Annotated in this window: 17 protein-coding genes and 1 tRNA gene; 3 read left to right on the top strand and 15 right to left on the bottom strand. The window is 68.5% G+C overall.

Translation table 11 applies throughout. The features are described 5' to 3' along the window. From ABZX92_RS13600 to ABZX92_RS13640, 9 genes are all read right to left on the bottom strand, one after another. Positions 1-1,791 carry an ABC transporter ATP-binding protein gene (locus ABZX92_RS13600; protein WP_355557878.1) on the bottom strand — a complete coding sequence of 597 codons (1,791 nt, stop codon included), beginning with the start codon at positions 1,789-1,791 and terminating at the stop codon, positions 1-3. Between the two features lie 189 nt (positions 1,792-1,980). Continuing rightward, positions 1,981-2,649, bottom strand: coding sequence for an ESX secretion-associated protein EspG (locus tag ABZX92_RS13605; protein ID WP_355557881.1), 669 nt, complete (start codon positions 2,647-2,649; stop codon positions 1,981-1,983). Then, on the bottom strand, positions 2,649-3,857 hold the full coding sequence (locus ABZX92_RS13610; RefSeq protein ID WP_355557883.1) for a WXG100 family type VII secretion target: 1,209 nt from the start codon (positions 3,855-3,857) through the stop codon (positions 2,649-2,651). The genes ABZX92_RS13605 and ABZX92_RS13610 overlap by 1 nt, the downstream gene beginning before the upstream one ends. After that, entirely contained in the window at positions 3,857-4,162 is a 306-nt protein-coding gene (locus ABZX92_RS13615; protein ID WP_355557886.1) for a hypothetical protein, read from the bottom strand. The genes ABZX92_RS13610 and ABZX92_RS13615 overlap by 1 nt, the downstream gene beginning before the upstream one ends. Before the next feature lie 131 nt (positions 4,163-4,293). Beyond that, the gene (locus tag ABZX92_RS13620; RefSeq protein ID WP_355557889.1) at positions 4,294-5,319 is read right to left on the bottom strand and encodes a saccharopine dehydrogenase NADP-binding domain-containing protein; all 1,026 of its coding nucleotides are present in this window, start codon (positions 5,317-5,319) and stop codon (positions 4,294-4,296) included. A gap of 9 nt (positions 5,320-5,328) precedes the next feature. After that, entirely contained in the window at positions 5,329-5,622 is a 294-nt protein-coding gene (locus ABZX92_RS13625; RefSeq protein ID WP_355557892.1) for a hypothetical protein, read from the bottom strand. Between the two features lie 104 nt (positions 5,623-5,726). After that, positions 5,727-6,194: a GNAT family N-acetyltransferase gene (locus tag ABZX92_RS13630; RefSeq protein ID WP_355557894.1), complete on the bottom strand. Its 468-nt coding sequence runs from the start codon at positions 6,192-6,194 to the stop codon at positions 5,727-5,729. A gap of 15 nt (positions 6,195-6,209) precedes the next feature. Continuing rightward, positions 6,210-7,406 (bottom strand): cytochrome P450, encoded by a 1,197-nt coding sequence (locus tag ABZX92_RS13635; RefSeq protein ID WP_355557897.1) that lies wholly within the window; start codon positions 7,404-7,406, stop codon positions 6,210-6,212. Positions 7,407-7,481: 75 nt separating this feature from the next. After that, positions 7,482-7,853, bottom strand: coding sequence for a hypothetical protein (locus tag ABZX92_RS13640; RefSeq protein ID WP_355557900.1), 372 nt, complete (start codon positions 7,851-7,853; stop codon positions 7,482-7,484). 221 nt (positions 7,854-8,074) lie between these two features. Between ABZX92_RS13640 and ABZX92_RS13645 the strand changes: the two genes are divergently transcribed. Together ABZX92_RS13645 and ABZX92_RS13650 are read left to right on the top strand one after the other, a co-directional pair. After that, positions 8,075-8,398, top strand: coding sequence for a hypothetical protein (locus ABZX92_RS13645; protein ID WP_355557902.1), 324 nt, complete (start codon positions 8,075-8,077; stop codon positions 8,396-8,398). Between the two features lie 223 nt (positions 8,399-8,621). Further along, a complete protein-coding gene (locus ABZX92_RS13650) occupies positions 8,622-9,092 on the top strand; it encodes a GNAT family N-acetyltransferase (RefSeq protein WP_355557905.1) in 471 nt (156 codons plus the stop codon). Positions 9,093-9,247: 155 nt separating this feature from the next. Here the strand turns inward: ABZX92_RS13650 and ABZX92_RS13655 are convergent. From ABZX92_RS13655 to ABZX92_RS13665, 3 genes are all read right to left on the bottom strand, one after another. Next, positions 9,248-9,319, bottom strand: a tRNA-Val gene (locus ABZX92_RS13655). Positions 9,320-9,354: 35 nt separating this feature from the next. Continuing rightward, a complete protein-coding gene (locus ABZX92_RS13660) occupies positions 9,355-9,819 on the bottom strand; it encodes a peroxiredoxin (protein WP_355557907.1) in 465 nt (154 codons plus the stop codon). Positions 9,820-9,891: 72 nt separating this feature from the next. Beyond that, positions 9,892-10,323 carry a DUF3052 domain-containing protein gene (locus ABZX92_RS13665; RefSeq protein ID WP_355557909.1) on the bottom strand — a complete coding sequence of 144 codons (432 nt, stop codon included), beginning with the start codon at positions 10,321-10,323 and terminating at the stop codon, positions 9,892-9,894. A gap of 371 nt (positions 10,324-10,694) precedes the next feature. On the opposite strand from ABZX92_RS13665, the gene aceE reads away from it, so the two are divergent. After that, positions 10,695-13,403: a pyruvate dehydrogenase (acetyl-transferring), homodimeric type gene (gene aceE / locus ABZX92_RS13670; protein ID WP_355557926.1), complete on the top strand. Its 2,709-nt coding sequence runs from the start codon at positions 10,695-10,697 to the stop codon at positions 13,401-13,403. 48 nt (positions 13,404-13,451) lie between these two features. Here the strand turns inward: aceE and ABZX92_RS13675 are convergent, their stop codons facing one another. From ABZX92_RS13675 to ABZX92_RS13685, 3 genes are read right to left on the bottom strand one after another with little or no spacing between them, the layout of a single operon-like run. Continuing rightward, entirely contained in the window at positions 13,452-14,624 is a 1,173-nt protein-coding gene (locus ABZX92_RS13675) for a GNAT family N-acetyltransferase (protein ID WP_355557912.1), read from the bottom strand. Positions 14,625-14,631: 7 nt separating this feature from the next. Continuing rightward, complete coding sequence (locus tag ABZX92_RS13680; protein WP_355557915.1) at positions 14,632-15,420, bottom strand: maleylpyruvate isomerase family mycothiol-dependent enzyme; 789 nt, start codon at positions 15,418-15,420, stop codon at positions 14,632-14,634. Beyond that, positions 15,390-16,043: a TetR/AcrR family transcriptional regulator gene (locus ABZX92_RS13685; RefSeq protein ID WP_355557918.1), complete on the bottom strand. Its 654-nt coding sequence runs from the start codon at positions 16,041-16,043 to the stop codon at positions 15,390-15,392. Before ABZX92_RS13685 ends, ABZX92_RS13680 begins: the two co-directional genes overlap by 31 nt. Positions 16,044-16,206 lie beyond the last annotated feature (163 nt).

The following is a 16,206-nucleotide window of genomic DNA, read 5'->3' on the forward strand; positions in this document are numbered from 1 at the left end:
TTAGAGGTTGTCGCCGTTCACCAGCCGCGCGTAGTGGCCGTTGAGCGCCAGCAGTTCCTCGTGCCTGCCGCGCTCGGCGATGCGTCCTTCGTGCAGCACGACGATCTGGTCCGCATGCTCCACAGTGGACAGCCGGTGCGCGATGACCAACGTCGTCCTGCCCTCGGCCAGGCGGTCCAGCTCGGCCTGCACGGCGCGTTCGGTCCGGGTGTCGAGCGCGCTGGTCGCCTCGTCGAGGATGAGCACCGGCGGGTTGCGCAGCAGGACGCGGGCGATGGCGATGCGTTGCTTCTCGCCGCCCGAGAAACGGTGACCGCGTTGTCCCACCACGGTGTCGTAGCCGTCCGGCAGCTCGGCGATCGTGTCGTGGATGTGCGCGGTCCGTGCGGCGGCTTCGAGTTCGGCGTCGGTGGCATCGGGTTTCGCGAACCGGAGGTTCTCCCGCACGGTGTCGTGGAAGAGGTACGTCTCCTGCGTGACCATGCCGACACCCGCGGCGAGCGACGCCAGCGTCACGTCCCTGATGTCCGTGCCGTCGACGCACACCCGGCCTTCCGTCACCTCGTACAGGCGCGCCACCAGGTAGGCTAGCGTCGTCTTCCCCGACCCCGTCGAGCCGACCAGCGCGGTCGTGGTGCCCGCGGCCACTTCGAGGTCGATGTCCCGCAACGTCCACGGCCCGTCTTCGTAGCGGAACGAGACCCCGCGCAACGCCACTGCTCCGCCACTCAGCCGCAGCTCCCGCGCACCCGGTCGGTCCTCGATCTCCACCGGCAGGTCCAGCACCTCGAAGATGCGGGCGAACAACGCCTTCGACGTCGCCACGTTCTGGCCGACCGACTGCATCGCGGTGGCCGGCCCGACCAGCCGGTTCATCATGCTGGTGAACGCGACGACCGTGCCGAGCGAGATCGGCGTGGCGCCGCCGGCCAGCAGCAGCCCGGCGCCCCAGTAGACGAGCGCGGGAATCACGGTGAGGCTCATCGCGCGCGACGCGGTCTGCCAGCGTCCCGCGAGCGCGGCGGTGCGCTCCAGCGAGGCGATCTCCCTGGACTCCACCCCGAACCGGTCCCGCATCGTCTTCTCGTTGCCCATCGTCTTCGCCAGCAGCACACCGCTGACCGACAGGGACTCCTCGACCAGGGTCGTCAGCCTCGCCATCCGGTGGGTGCGCCCGCGGGCGAGCGACCGGCGTTTCTTCCCGAGGCGGAGGGTGAAGAGCAGGAACACCGGGACGAGCACCAGGCACAGCAGGGCCAGCTGCCAGTCGAGCACCAGAATGGCCGTCGCGATCGCCAGCGCGGTCGTCGCGTTCTGCACGATCGACCCGGCCGTCGTGGTGATCACGTTGTCGACCCCGCCGATGTCGTTGAACACCCGCGACAGCACCTCGCCGCTCTTCGTCCTGGTGTAGAAGGCGAGCGACATGCGCTGCAACCTGCCGTACACCGACACCCGCAGCTCGTTCATCACCCGCTGACCGATGGTGTTCGACAGCCCCGTCGTCACGACGCCCAGCGACGCGCTGCCGACCGAGCTCACGATCATCCCGGCGGCCAGCAGGCTGACCAGGAGCGGATCCCTGCGGGGAAGCGCGTCGTCGAGGATCGCGCGCAGCAGGAACGGCGCGACGACCCCGAGCCCGGCCTGCACCACCAGCAGCCCGCACAACCCGGCGAGCGCGGCACGGTGCGGCCGGAACAGCCCGGCGATCCGGCGCAGCGGAACAACGGGATCTGTACCGGCGTCAGGCTCAACGAGGACCGGACGAGCGCGCACCCCAGAAATCATACGCCTATGTTTACTACATCAGGCCAGTCTTCAGCTGAATCTCCATCATTCAGTACACATACACGTAGTAGATCCTCGATCACGCAGGCCGATATATCAGCTGCCCGAACTGATATATCGGTCTTGCGCAACCCGCTGACCTGCTGCTTAGCAATGAGACTTTGGACTTCGTCCGCAAAAGACTCATTGCTAAGGCGCGTCGGGCGCGGCGATGCGGTGGATCCACTCGGTGATGATGTGCCGCGTCGCGGGCGTGGCGTGGACCCACCGCTCGCCCCGGTCGTCGGCGTACCGGACGACCAGCCAGCGGCCGTCGGGGCAGTCGATGGTGCTGACGAACGACTCCGAACGCCGCCGCCGTCCGTGCCGGTCGCGCCTCGCCGCGTAGAGCTTCGCGGCACCGGTGCGCGGGCGTTGCATCAGCTCGGCCAGTGCCCGTGACCCCTGGGCCTCCTCGGCGCGGGCGTTGATCGACGCACCCCGGCCGGGCGGCAGCAGCGGCAGGTGCGAGGCGAGCGTGTCGGACGGGTCGCCGTACAGGGTCTGGATCCGCACGTAGCCGTTGTCCCGGAGTGCGAAGACGCCGTGCCGGCCGGCCGTGGCGGCGATGACCGGCAAGGTGTCCTCACGGTTGAAGGCGATCCAGCCGAAGCACTCGAAGTCCGCGAATGCCAGCACCCGCAGCGCCTCCAAGGTGTCGTCGACGTGCACGCCCTCTCTGTGCAGCGCCTCCTCGACCTCCCTGGGGTCGGCCTCGGCCGGCGGTACGTGCAGGACGGTGTGGTGCTCGCCGAGGTCGTCGTGCTGCCACAGGACGTCGAACGCCGTGTCCGACAGCACGACCGGTGCGCGCAGCATCAGCCCTCCCCGATCACTGAGGCCGCCGTGCCGGGCAGCTGACCGACGATGGCGTCCGGGTCTTCTTCGAGGAACACCGTGCGCTTGTACTCCTTGTCTTCCTCCTCAGAGCCGTGCGCGGCGGGCGCACCGAAACCGCCGATGCCTGCCGCACCCGCCTTGGCCGCGACCCCGCGCGCACCGACCGCCGCCGGACCGTTGGACAGCGTCTTGCCGACGACCGCAGAGCGATCAGCCGGGTCCAGGGAACCCCTCATCCCCCTGGTGCCGGTCGGATCGCCGATGCTGCCCGGCAGGACCGGGGTCGCGCCGCCGCCAGGCAGGTTCTCGCCCTTCGGCAGGCCGGACTTGTGCGCGCTGTCGTTGCCCGACTGAGGCCGCGGCAGGAGTGGCATCGCGCCCGGCACGCCTGACATGTCCGCGACTGTCGTCCGGTCACCTGGTTGCCTCGGAGCAGCCGGCCCGGGCAGGGTCGGAGTGTGCGCGCCCGTACCACCAGCGGGGCCACCGCTCGGCGCGCCCGCGTTGCTGGCCGAGGTCTTGTCGCCGCCTCCCGTGGACGGTGCTGCCGCTGCCTCGTCCCCCGCCTCTGACGACCCGGCCGACGATGGTGCCGTGGCACCGGTGTCCTTGACCAGCGGCGAAGCGGAGTTCGCTGCCTTCACGCCCGGTCCCGACGGGGCCTTGACCGCGGAGTTCGCCGTCGGCGCGCCACCCGGCGCCTGGGACATCCGCGGCAGCGTCGCCTGGTTCTGCCCCGTCAGCCCGGCGTAGTTCTGGTAGGCGCGGCGGTTCTGCGCGTCGGCCTCGAACCACTCCTTGCGCGCGGCCTCGTTGTCGGTGTCCCACGGCGTGAGGTGGTCGATGAGGGTCAGCTCCGGCGGCGTCGGTGTGGCCATCGGGAGCACCTGCTGCCGGAACGCGCTGTAGTTCTGGGCCTGTGCCCGCAGTGACGCGTCGGCCTTGTCCAGGGTCTCCTGCGCGCGCTGCAACGCCTGCTCGATCGGCTGCGCGGCCTGGGCGGCGCTGTCGGACGCCTTGCCCTTCCAGTTGTCCTGCAGGTTTCTGGTGAGCTGCGCCAGCTCCTCGGCGAGCTTCTGGATGCGCGCTCGCGACTGGGACGACGCGTCGGCCGCCTGGTTCAGCGCCTCGGGCGTCTGCCCCCGCGCCGCCAGCTGGTAGATCTCGAACCCGCTGAGCTCCGCCATCAGTCCGTCACCGCCAGGCGCCGCTGGTTGCCCTGCTCGGTCTTCTCGTACTGCTCGACCGACGCCTTCAGCTCGTCGACGCGCGCCTGCAGCTCCTCCCCGAGTCTGGTGACGTCGTCGATGTGCTGCCGCCCCGCCGAACAGGCCGCCGAGATGTAGTCGATGGTCACCGGGTCCTGCATCGGCGCCGGGATCATCGCGAGGAGCTTGCTCTGCTCGTTGGCCGAGTCGAGGTCCTCACGCACCTTGCCGTGCATGCCGACCATCCCCCGCAGGGCCTCGGTCGCCACTTCGAAATCGCTCATGCACGCAGAGTGACGCCACCTCACCGGGACCCCTCCCAGATCCCCACTCATGCAAAGGACGTTTGCGGTCGTCCGCAAACGTCCTTTGCACAACTAATATATTGGTGGCGCTGACCTGGGGAAACGGCAGATCAGCTGAAGCGGATCTCGCTCGCGGTCACACCGTCCAGTTCGCGCACGAAGTCGGCACCGAACGCGCTCGACGGCGTGTGCGAGCCGGGCGCGACGCCGTTGATCTTGCCGATGGCGCGCAGCACGGAGTCGGCGGTGAGGCTGTAGGCGTTCGGGGTGGTGATCGCGCACTCGACCTTGGTCTTGGCGTCCCAGGCCTCGCCGAACACCTCGGCCCTGGTGTTGGCGCGCTTGCGCTCGTCGGGGCCCTTGACCTTGCCGGCGACGGACTTGGCGAAGTTCTGCACGAGCGGCGTCTGCAGCACGGGCGCGAAGATCTGCTGCAGCTGTCCGAGCACGCCGGGAACGGTGGTGAACGTCGTGATGTTCGGGATGCCGGTCGAACGGTATGCGGTCGACACGTCGCCCCACGGGATGCTGCCGACCTCGCGCGGGCCGGAGCGGAAGTAGGCGGTGCGGCGGCGGTGTCCGATGCGGACGCTCTTCAGCTCGCCGTCCTCGCGGATGCGGCCACCGACGGCGGCGGCCTCGACGGACGTCTTGGTGGTGCCCGCGCTCGCTCCTCCCCCGACGACGAACGCGAGGTCGAGGTGCGTGGCGGTGGGCAGGGCGTTGGACAGGATCGCGGCGAGGCAGTCGGTGGGCACGACGTCGAACCCGGCGCCGGGCAACAGCACGATGCCGGCCTTGCGCGCGTCGATGTCACGTTGGCCGATGGACTCGAAGACGTCGATCTCGCCGGTGATGTCGAGGTAGTGCGTGCGGGTCTGGAGGCAGGCGTCGACCATCGCGGCCGACGTGTGGGCGAACGGGCCCGCACAGTGCACGACGGCGTCGACGTCCTCCAGGTGCGCCTTCGCCTCGCCCAGGTCGAACGCCCGGTGCTCCAGGCCCAGGGCGTCCGCGATCGGCTCGACCTTCTCCTTCGAGCGACCCGCGAGGATCGGCCGTTCTCCGCGCTTGACCGCGAGCTCCGCGATGAGGCGTCCGGTGTAGCCGTTGGCGCCGTAGACCATCCACGTCATGCCGCGACCTTACCGGCGAGTAGCGTTACGGGAAGAGACCAAAGAGCCGATCAGCAGTAGTGCACCCACCCCGATCACGGGCAACGCCCAGAGCAGTCTGCGATGCCTCAAATCGGCGCAGATGTCCACATAGGCCGGACTGACCGCGGAGGCCGCCGGCTCGTTGAACCCGAAGCCCAGACCGTTGCCGCACGGGACGAGCGATCCACTGGGAGCTTCGACGGCCAGCATCACCAACAAGATCGCACCTCCACCGAGCAGGAACGCGAGACCGACCACGACGGCGAAGGTGCGCACTGACATGGAACAAAAGTTACGTCTCAAATGGACTCGGGGATAGCCCTGGTCAGCCGCATTGGGGTTGATCCCCTAACCCCCCGCTAAACACTTTGGGGTGCTTGTATGCGTTATGCAACAAGGAATGAGTAGCGCTGCTCCACTCGGCCGCTGCGCGGATGCGGCGCCGGGTCGCCGACCTTGATCCATCCGAGGCGCTCGTAGAGGCGTACGCCACGCTCGTTGTCGACGTAGACCAACAACTCCGCCGCCGTGTAACCGCTCTCAGTCAACTCATCCGGCAGCGCGCGCAGCAACGCCTCGCCGACGCGCCTGCCCCACGCGTCCGGGTGCACGCCGACGTAGTTGATGTACGCCGTCCCTGTCTCTTGTGGACCGCCGGCCAGAAAGCCCACCGCCACACCGTCTTCGACCGCCAGCAGCAACAGCGACGGTTCGTTCGCGAGCGCGTTCTCGATGCCGGGCCGTGCCTCCTCAAGAGACGGAACCGCGTCGTAACCGTCTCTGACGGTCACCGCGTGCGCCCAGATGAGCGCAGCCGTGTCGACGTGGTCCCGTCCCCCGCGGATGATCTCCATGCAACCCAGCGTAAGTCAGCGCCTCAACACGACCGGAAGGGTTTTCGAGCTGGCCATGATGTCGTTGTCGGTGACCTTCGGCTGCTCGTCACCGGCGTAGGTGGTGCGCGGGAACCGGCGGGTGAGCTCACGCAGCACGATCTCGGTCTCCAGGCGCGCGAGCACCGAACCGAGGCAGAAGTGCGGTCCGTGCCCGAACGCCACGTGCGCGGTCGTGGAGCGGTCGATCCGGTACCGCGCGGCGTCCTCGTGGGCGACCGGGCAGCGTCCCGCGGAGCCGAGGTTGATCAGCAGCAGCGTGTTCTCCGGGACCGCGACGCCATCGATCTCCAGCGCTTCGGTGGTGATGCGATGCGTGGCGTTGCGGACCGGTGAGTTGTGCCGCAGCGTCTCCTCGACGAGCAGCGGCACGAGGTCCGGGTCAGCCGCGGCCTTCTCCCACAGTTCGTTGTCCAACGCGTCGTGCACGACGTTCGTGATGAGCGCGGCCGTGGTCTCGTGGCCCGCGATGACGAGCAGGAACGCCATCGCCATGAGCTCGTCGTTGGTGAGGTGGTCGCCGTCGTCGTCGGCCTTGACCATCGCGCCGAACAGCGAGCCCTCGTCGAGCGCGTCACCCGTCAGCAGGCCGTGGAAATAACCGGCGAGCGCGCCGCTCGCGGGCAGCGACACCTCGGGGTCCATCGACATCAGCGACTCGATCAACGTGCGCACCTGGGCGCCGTCCTTCGCGGGCACGCCCAGCACCTCACCGATGATGCGCATCGGCATCGGCACGGCCAGGGCCTCGACGAGGTCGATCTCCTCGCCGACCGGCAGGCCGTCGATGAGGTGTTCGGCGATCTCCTCGATGCGCGGCGCGAGCTGTTGCACCGCCTCTGCGTTGAACGCTTTCACCGCGAGCCCGCGCAGCCGGGCGTGCTTCGGGTTGTCGCTGTTGAGCATGCTCGGCCCGAACAGCCCGCCGAGCTCCGTCGAACTGCCTTGTTCGGCCAACTGTCGCTGGAACTCGCGCTCAAGCGCGGCGCTGTCCTTCGACAAACGCTTGTCCGCCAGCAGCCTGCGTGTCAGCTCAAGCCCCACCGTGACCACCTTGACGCGCACACCGTCAGGCCGCGTCGCGTCGTGCAATGGCCCTGCTGCTCGTGCGTCGTCCTCAAACCGATGATGTTCCCGCGCGCGCAACTCGCCGCCGGCCAACCCGTCAGACATGGCTCTGCCCCCTCAGAAGAGTCCCCCCAGATCGTTTCTACCCTGATCCAGGCAGAGGTCAACCGAGCGTCCCGATCACTGGAGCGCGTCGAGCACCTTGATCGTCTCGACCGCGGGCATCCTCGGCGGCGCCGCGGCGATCGCCTTGCGCCCGTGCACCCACCCCGGCAGATGGTGCTGCAACGCCGCCCGCCCCTCCGGCGTGATGTCGACGGGAGCCGCCATCCCGTGCTCCATGGCCCGATCCGGCCGCTCCCACGTGATCCAGCGACGCCGCTCCAGGATCTCCAGGTCCTCGGCGTCCCACTGCTTGGCGGGCCGGTGCTCCAGGTACCAGCTGGTGGCCCCGCGGTGCACGCCACCCTGCTCGACCAGGGCGAGCAGCTTGATCTGCTCCTGCGTGACGGTGGTGGGGACGGGCTTCGCGGCCTTGCCCTTGCGCTTCACAGGTAGTCGTCCTTAGGAGGAGGCGGGCCCAAACGTCCCCGACAACTCGTACAAAATACGGCACCACCGCGGCCCGTTCCAGATCGTGACCGGTGTTCCCACGGCCACACACAGTGATCGCCCTTCGGAAGGAACTCCCAGATGATCGACTCGATTCTGCTGGCCGACAGTTGCGAGCCGGTGTTGCTGCAGGAGCACGACGAGTACCGGTGGGTCGAGGCGTGAGCAGGTTCATTGCCGTCGGAGAGGGGCTCGTGCACGCCGAGTACCACACCTTCCTGGTGTCGGACGTCGGCGCTTTCACGTCCGTGCCTCCCGCGACCACCAACGGACTCGTCGTGACCACACCCGGAGTCGCTTTCATCCGAACAGGAATCCACACCGGCAACGTCTGGATCCGAGGCGAGGTCCACCGCGACGCGCCGGCTCTCGACGTCGGCGCCTGGGAGGAGGTGGTGGAAATCAGCCTGGAAGCCACCATGGAAGGCCACGTGGTCGTCTGCGGCCTCGGCAGCGACGGTCCTGAGGAGGTACCGGCTCTCTAACCTGACGGCCCCGGCCACTACCGCATCCGCATCCACGCCCGAGGCCGTGACACCGCCGTCGACCTGACAGCCAGGGAACCGGTGGAGTTCTACCTCGTCCAGAGCTGGCCGGCCCCGCCAGCAGCAGAAGTGGCCAACAAACACACAGATGAGCACGGAGCCGCCCAACGGCAACGATTGCGTTGATTCACGACGGCATTCGAACCACAGGGAGCCTCGGACCATGACATCTCCACGCACGGTCTCGATTCGGCAGACTGACGAACGCGACACCGCGGCCCTAGCGGCCTTGCGGCGAGCGTGGTCAGAAGAACAGGCAGGACATCCGCTCGACGACGATCTCTTCGAGGAGGACTTCGCTCAGTGGTACGCCGTGGAAGCGCCACGCCGGGCGACGTTCGTGGCAGAGCTCGACGGCAAAGCCATCGGCATGATGAACCTCGCCCTGTTCGAACGGATGCCCAAACCAGGACGGCCGGCCAGCCGATGGGCATACCTGGGCAACGCGTTCGTGCTCGCCGCTCACCGCAACCGCGGCATCGGAACCACCCTGCTCAACGCAGCCATCGCGCACGCCCGCGACCAGCACTGCGCCCGGATCGTCATGTCGCCCAGCGAACGCTCAGTGCCCTTCTACCAACGAGCCGGCTTCGGTCCGGCCACCATGCTCCTAGCGCACGTCCTGGACCGTTGACCAGGGGGCCTGGCCGCTCTGAGGCTCTTACACACCAGCCACGCTGGGTCGGGACCAACCGCACCGTGGGGGGTTTGGGGGCTCGACCCCCCAACGTCATCCACGGCCGACCGGCGAAAGTGGCGAAGCCACTGAGCAGGGTCGGCCTTCGGCCGTGGGCGCGACAGGGATCGAACCTGCGACCGCTCGGGTGTAAACCGAGTGCTCTTCCGCTGAGCTACACGCCCCAACCCGCACGCCAAGCGCACGAGGTACAGCTACATCATGCCTTGAGAGAGGCTACGGCCTTCTTCCAGGCGTTCTGATCCCGGGCCTCACCAGGCGCGTTCACCTCAGCGAACCGCACGACACCGGAGACATCGACCAGGAACGTCCCCCGCAGCGCCATGCCCGCCTTGTCGTTGAACACGCCGTACGACTGCGCGACGGCCCCGTGCGGCCAGAAGTCGGACAGCAGCGGGAACCCGAAGCCCTCCTGGTTCGCCCACGCCTTCAGAGCGAACGGGGTGTCCACCGACACGCCCAGCACCTGCACGCCCTCGTCCTCGTAGGTCGAGAGCTCGTCGCGCAGCTGGCACAGCTCGCCACCGCAGATGCCGCTGAACGCGAACGGGTAGAAGACCAGGAGCACGTTCTTCGCGCCGCGGAACGACGACAGCGTCACAGGCTGCTTGTTGTAGTCGTTGAGCGTGAAGTCCGGCGCGGGAGAGCCGACGACGACCGCCATGCGAGACCCCTCGGAGGTTGACCAGATCCACGGGCGAGACGAACGGCGCCCGTGGACCAACCTTAGATCAGGTCAGCGCTTGGCCTTGGCGGACTTCGGCCACACCAGGCGGGTGCCGGCCCAGTCGTCCGCCACGCTGATGTTCGACGTCTGCGAGAGGCCCGCGGTGGGCACGGCCTCCGCGATGTCCGAAGGCTCCACGTGGCCGGGGCGGCCGGTCTTCGGGGTGAGAACCCAGATCACGCCGTCCTCGGCGAGCACGCCGGTTGCTTCGAGCAGAGCGTCGACCAGGTCACCGTCGTCCTCCCGCCACCAGAGCAGCACGACGCCGACCGTCTCGTCCGCGTCCTCGTCGAGGATGTCACCGCCGATCTGCTCCTCGACGGCGGCACGCAAGGCGTCGTCGACGTCCTCGTCCCAGCCGAGTTCCTGGACGACCATGCCCGATTCGATCCCGAGCTTCTCGGCGACGCCGATCTTGCCGGCGTCTTCCGCGGCGACCACGGTTTTCACTCCTCCAACTACGCAAGAGCGACAGCCCTAAGACTGCCGCTGAAGTCCGTTACTCGGGCTAGCGAACACTGTCAGCTACCTCCGGCGCAACTGTTGACCACGTGACACGCCGTAACAGGGACCCCTGTGGAGATCCCTGGACTGCCATGAGGCACGCTCTACATACCTCTTATCGCGCGCGCGTGAGCGACACGATCCAGAACTACCGATCAGTAGCGGTGACGAAGTCGTCGCGCAAGGACAACGATAGGAGCGCGTGGCACGGTTTGCCGAGCCAGCGCGAGTACCGCCAACGAAGCCGAGGAGACACCTTGAGCCCGCAGAACACCGGCCCCGAGCGGGTACGTGTCATTCGTGACGGCATGGCCGCGCACCTACCGGACATCGACCCCGAAGAGACGTCCGAGTGGCTCGAGTCGTTCGACGAGGTGCTCAAGGGTGGCGGTCAACAGCGGGCCCGGTACCTGATGCTGCGTCTGCTGGAGCGTGCGCGTGAGAACCACGTCGGCATGCCCTCGCTGACCAGCACGGACTACGTCAACACCATCCCCACCGAGCGGGAGCCGTGGTTCCCCGGTGACGAGGAGGTGGAGCGCCGCTACCGCGCGTGGATCCGCTGGAACGCCGCGATGACGGTGCATCGCGCGCAGCGGCCCGGCGTGGGTGTCGGTGGACACATTTCGACGTACGCGTCCAGCGCGTCGCTCTACGAGGTCGGCTTCAACCACTTCTTCCGCGGCAAGAACCACCCCGGCGGCGGCGACCAGATCTTCATCCAGGGCCACGCCTCACCCGGCGTCTACGCCCGCGCGTTCCTCGAGGGCCGGCTGAGCGAGCACCAGCTCGACGGCTTCCGCCAGGAGTACTCGCACGCCGGTCCGGGTGGCGGCCTGCCGTCGTACCCGCACCCGCGGCTGATGCCGGACTTCTGGGAGTTCCCCACGGTCTCCATGGGCATCGGCCCGATGAACGCGATCTACCAGGCGCGCTTCAACCGCTACCTGCGCGACCGCGGCTTCAAGGACACGTCCGACCAGCACGTGTGGGCGTTCCTCGGCGACGGCGAGATGGACGAGCCCGAGTCGCGCGGCCTGCTGCAGCTCGCCGCGAACGAGCAGCTCGACAACCTCACGTTCGTCGTCAACTGCAACCTGCAGCGTCTCGACGGGCCGGTGCGCGGCAACGGCAAGATCATCCAGGAGCTGGAGTCGTTCTTCCGCGGCGCCGGCTGGAACGTCATCAAGGTCGTCTGGGGCCGCGAGTGGGACGCGCTGCTGCACGCGGACCGCGACGGCGCGCTCGTCAACCTGATGAACAACACGCCCGACGGCGACTACCAGACCTACAAGGCGAACGACGGCGCGTACATCAAGGAGCACTTCTTCGGCCGCGACCCGCGGACGAAGGCGCTCGTCGAGCCGATGACCGACGACGAGGTGTGGAACCTCAAGCGCGGCGGCCACGACTACCGCAAGGTCTACGCGGCCTACAAGGCGGCGACCGAGACCGTCGGCCAGCCGACCGTGATCCTCGCCAAGACCATCAAGGGCTACTCGCTCGGCAAGCACTTCGCGGCGCGCAACGCGACGCACCAGATGAAGAAGATGACCCTGGACGACCTCAAGGGCTTCCGGGACAGCCTGCGCATCCCGATCTCCGACGAGGTGCTCGAGAAGGACCCGTACCTGCCGCCGTACTACCACCCCGGGCAGGACAATCCGGAGATCCAGTACATGCTGGAGCGCCGCCGTCAGCTGGGTGGTTTCGTGCCGGAGCGCCGCACGAAGTCCAAGGCTCTCGTGCTGCCGGGCGACAAGGTCTACGACGGCATCAAGCGCGGTTCGGGCAAGCAGGAGGTCGCCACGACGATGGCGTTCGTCCGCCTCGTCCGCGACCTCGCGAAGGACCCGGAGATCGGCCCGCGCATCGTCCCGATCATCCCGGACGAGGCACGGACGTTCGGCATGGACTCCATGTTCCCGACGCAGAAGATCTACAACCCGAACGGCCAGGCGTACACCTCGGTGGACGCCAACCTGATGCTCGCCTACAAGGAGTCCGAGCAGGGCCAGATCCTGCACGAGGGCATCAACGAAGCGGGTTCCACGGCGTCGTTCACGGCGGTCGGCACGTCCTACGCGACGCAGGGCGAGCCGATGATCCCGATCTACATCTTCTACTCGATGTTCGGCTTCCAGCGCACCGGCGACGGCCTGTGGGCGGCGGCGGACCAGATGGCGCGCGGCTTCGTGCTCGGCGCCACCGCGGGCCGCACCACGCTGACCGGTGAGGGCCTGCAGCACGCCGACGGCCACTCGCTGCTGCTCGCGCACACGAACCCGGCCGTGGTCTCGTACGACCCGGCGTGGTCGTTCGAGGTCGCGCACATCGTCAAGGACGGTCTGCGCAGGATGTACGGCGAGAACGCCGAGAACGTCTTCTACTACATCACGGTCTACAACGAGCCGTACGTGCAGCCGGCCGAGCCGGAGAACCTGGACGTGGAAGGCCTCCTGCGGGGCCTCTACCGCTACCAGGAGGGCCCGCAGACTCCTGGCCCGCGTGCCCAGATCCTCGGCTCCGGTGTGGGCCTGCCGTGGGCGCTGAAGGCCCAGCAGCTGCTGGCCGACGAGTGGGGCGTCTCCGCGGACGTGTGGTCCGCCACGTCGTACTCGGAGCTGCGCCGCGACGCCGTCGACACCGACCGCCACAACCTGCTGCACCCGGACGCCGAGCCGCGCGTGCCGTACGTGACGCAGGTGCTGTCGGACGTGCAGGGCCCGGTCATCGCCGTCTCCGACTGGATGTCGGCGATCCCGGACCTGATCCGCCCGTACGTCCCGACCGACATGACGACCCTGGGCACGGACGGCTTCGGCTTCTCCGACACCCGCCCGGCCGCCCGCCGCCACTTCCTGGTGGACGCGGAGTCCGTCGTCGTCGCCACGCTGGCCGCCCTGGCCAAGCGCGGCGAGGTGGACCAGGCCAAGGTCGTCGAGGCGGCCCGCAAGTACCGCATCGACGACGTGCAGGCGGCCGGCCCGTCCACGGGTGACGCGGGCCTCGCGTAGTTCGTCAGCTGAAGAAGGGCCGCCCTGCCGTTCGCGGGGCGGCCCTTCTCACGTCCTGAAGCCGTACTCGGTGAACTGACCGGCGATGGTGAACCCGAGACGCCGGTACACGGCCTCTCCCTCCTGAGAGGCCTGTAGAACAGCGATCCGGTAGCCCTCAGCGCGTGCGATGCGCAACGCGGCCAACGTGATCGCACCGCCGTAGCCACGCCGACGATCACCGGCGAGCGTCGCGATGTTGTAGATCCCGGCGACACCCGCGTGCAGGAACACCTCCGCCGTGCACACCGCCCGGCCATCCACGTACCCCACGAGGTAGCGCGCCTGGCTCTTCAAGGCATCCGCTGCGGCGTCGGCGTAGAACCGCTGGACGGTCGCGGCGGGTGGATCCCAGTTCACGGCCAGGATCTCCGCGTGGTCCGCGAGTTCCGCTTCGGTGGCCACCCGGCGGATCTCCAGCCCGTCGACCTCCGGCCCTGGCAAGGCGGAGTCGGCGAGGTCGAGCCACATCGCCGCCTCGGTCTCGGCGGCGCTGATGCCCGACTGAACCAGGACGGGCCCGAGATCAGCCGGCGTGGACGCGGGCCCGACCCACCACGAGAAGGGCCGCCCGGTCGCTTTCACCGCACGCACGGTCTCCGCAACACGCGCCGTGACGTTCTCTGCGGTGAACCGCGCCGACGCGACGATGTTGAACGTGTCGTCGTCCAGCCCGCTGTCCGCGATCAACAGGTCCCCGGTCTCCACGACAGTCGCGTGATCGAGGTGCCGGTGCAGGTGGCGGGCGTGTTCGGCGAGGTTCTGCTCCATGCTCTCCAGCAGGCCGGTGCTGACGTGTCGGAGGCTCTGGTCGTCGAACTCGACCTGGTCGTACTCGTCGACGGTCAGCGACGCCCGGACCGCGGCGAGGAACTCCACCGTCCCGGCCGGCACCCGCCAGCCGACATCACCGCCGCCGACGCGGTCGTGGAAGTAGCGCGCGACGGTCAGCCGGGCGGTGATCCCGGGGTCGGCGGTGAGGTCGGCGAGCGCGTCGCGGATCGGCCGGAGCCGGTCGACGATGTGCTGGATCTGCTCCTCGACGCGTTTGTCGCCTCGCCGCACGATGCGCCAGGTGTACGCCCAGTTCTCGTCCGACTCCAAGCCGAGCCGGGCTGACATGTCGGCCGCGGACATCGTCTCGCTCGACAGAGCGAAGTAGCTGTACTGCTCGACCCGCATCGGGCAATCAGAACACGACGCGGGCGTCCAGCACGGCCGCTTTGACGCCGGGGTCGCCGTCGATGTCGAGCGCGGGGTCGCCGTCACGCCCGGACAGGTGCCAGAGATAGTCGAGGGTGCCGGCTCGGACGACCGCGACCGGTTCGCCTTCTCCGAGCGCCCATCGACCGTCCAGCTCCAGCGTGATCGACGGACCCGGCCAGGTCTGGGCGAGGTCGCGCAGCACCTGGGTGACGACACCGCGGTCGTGCTCCCCGGTGACGAACGGACGACCGGTGGCGCGGGCGATCTCCAGCCGGTGCATCCAGGTGTCCCGGTTGGACAGCACGTCGAAGAGGTAGGCGAAGGAACTGTCCGGCAGGTTCTCCTCGGGGAACGTGCTCGCGACGCTCCGCCGGCGCAGGAAGCCCGGTGCGCGCAGCCGGACTCGGACCGCCTTGGGCCCGAACCGCTCCAGCGACGCGCGGAGCTCGGCAGGAGTCCGGGTGCCGTGTTCGACGATCTGCAGGGCGTTGTGCGCGTCGAGCGTGGTGCGACCGGGGAAGCGGCGGCGAGCCTGCTTGATCTTGCCAGGGATCGTCCACGGCCGTGCTGACTCGACGTGCTGGCCGACGACGTGGGCGACCATGTCGTGCACGGTCCAGCCCGCGCTCGCCGTGGGGCGGTTCCACTCCTCGTCCGGGAGATCCGCGAGCAGCGCGGTGAACGCCTCGATCTCGGCCAGGCTCTCGGCGGCGGCCTCACGGGGACTCGGTCTCGGAATGGTCAGGGCCTGCTGTGCTCGGGTCTGCTGCATGACTCCCCCGCTTTCGGAGCGAAGTACTGGACGAACATGGCGTGGGCGGACGGCAGCAACGAGCTGAAGCGGCCGTCCTCGTAGCGGACGTTCGGCTCGTTGGCCAGCTGCTGGGTCAACGTGCCCGCCACGACGATCGAGAAGAGCGCGAGGCCCTCGTCGGAGTTCGCGGCCGGATCCAGCTGCCCGGCGTGAACGGCGTCGCGAAGAACCTTTCGCACGATCTCGACCATCTCGAGGCTGGGCCGGAACGCCTCTTCGGACGGGGTGAAGTCCGGCACCGGCCGCCACGACAGCAGCTGCGCCAGGACCGGGTTCGCCATCGCGAGCCGGCCGATCGCCTCGACCACGGCCGCCATCGCGGGCAAGCCGGGCTCGCTCGCCATGACCGCTCGCGCGACCGCTTCCAGCTGACGCTCCGCACCCTCGCGGAACACCTCGTCGTAGACGGCGTGCAGCGAGGCGAAGTGCTTGTAGAGCGACGGCTGCTTGATGCCGACCCGCCTCGCCACCTCGGACAGGCTCAGCCCGGCGACCCCGCGCTCGGCCATCACCTCGACCGCGGCGTCCAGGATCTCCCGGCGCGTGTCCACCCGCCGACGCCCATCCGCCCGCACCGCCATCGAAACCCCTCCCGGCTATGAGCTATAGCCTCAAGCTAGAACCTATAGCCAACCGCCGCAAGCGCTACGCAAAGCGCCTTAGCACCGCCGCGAGCGCTGTCGGTGGCGGCACCACCGTGGGCAACGACGTGCACCGCTACGTCGCCAAGATCCAGAGCCCGGC

Source organism: Lentzea sp. NPDC006480 (assembly GCF_040611995.1).
In the GTDB taxonomy this organism is placed as follows: Bacteria; Actinomycetota; Actinomycetes; order Mycobacteriales; family Pseudonocardiaceae; genus Lentzea.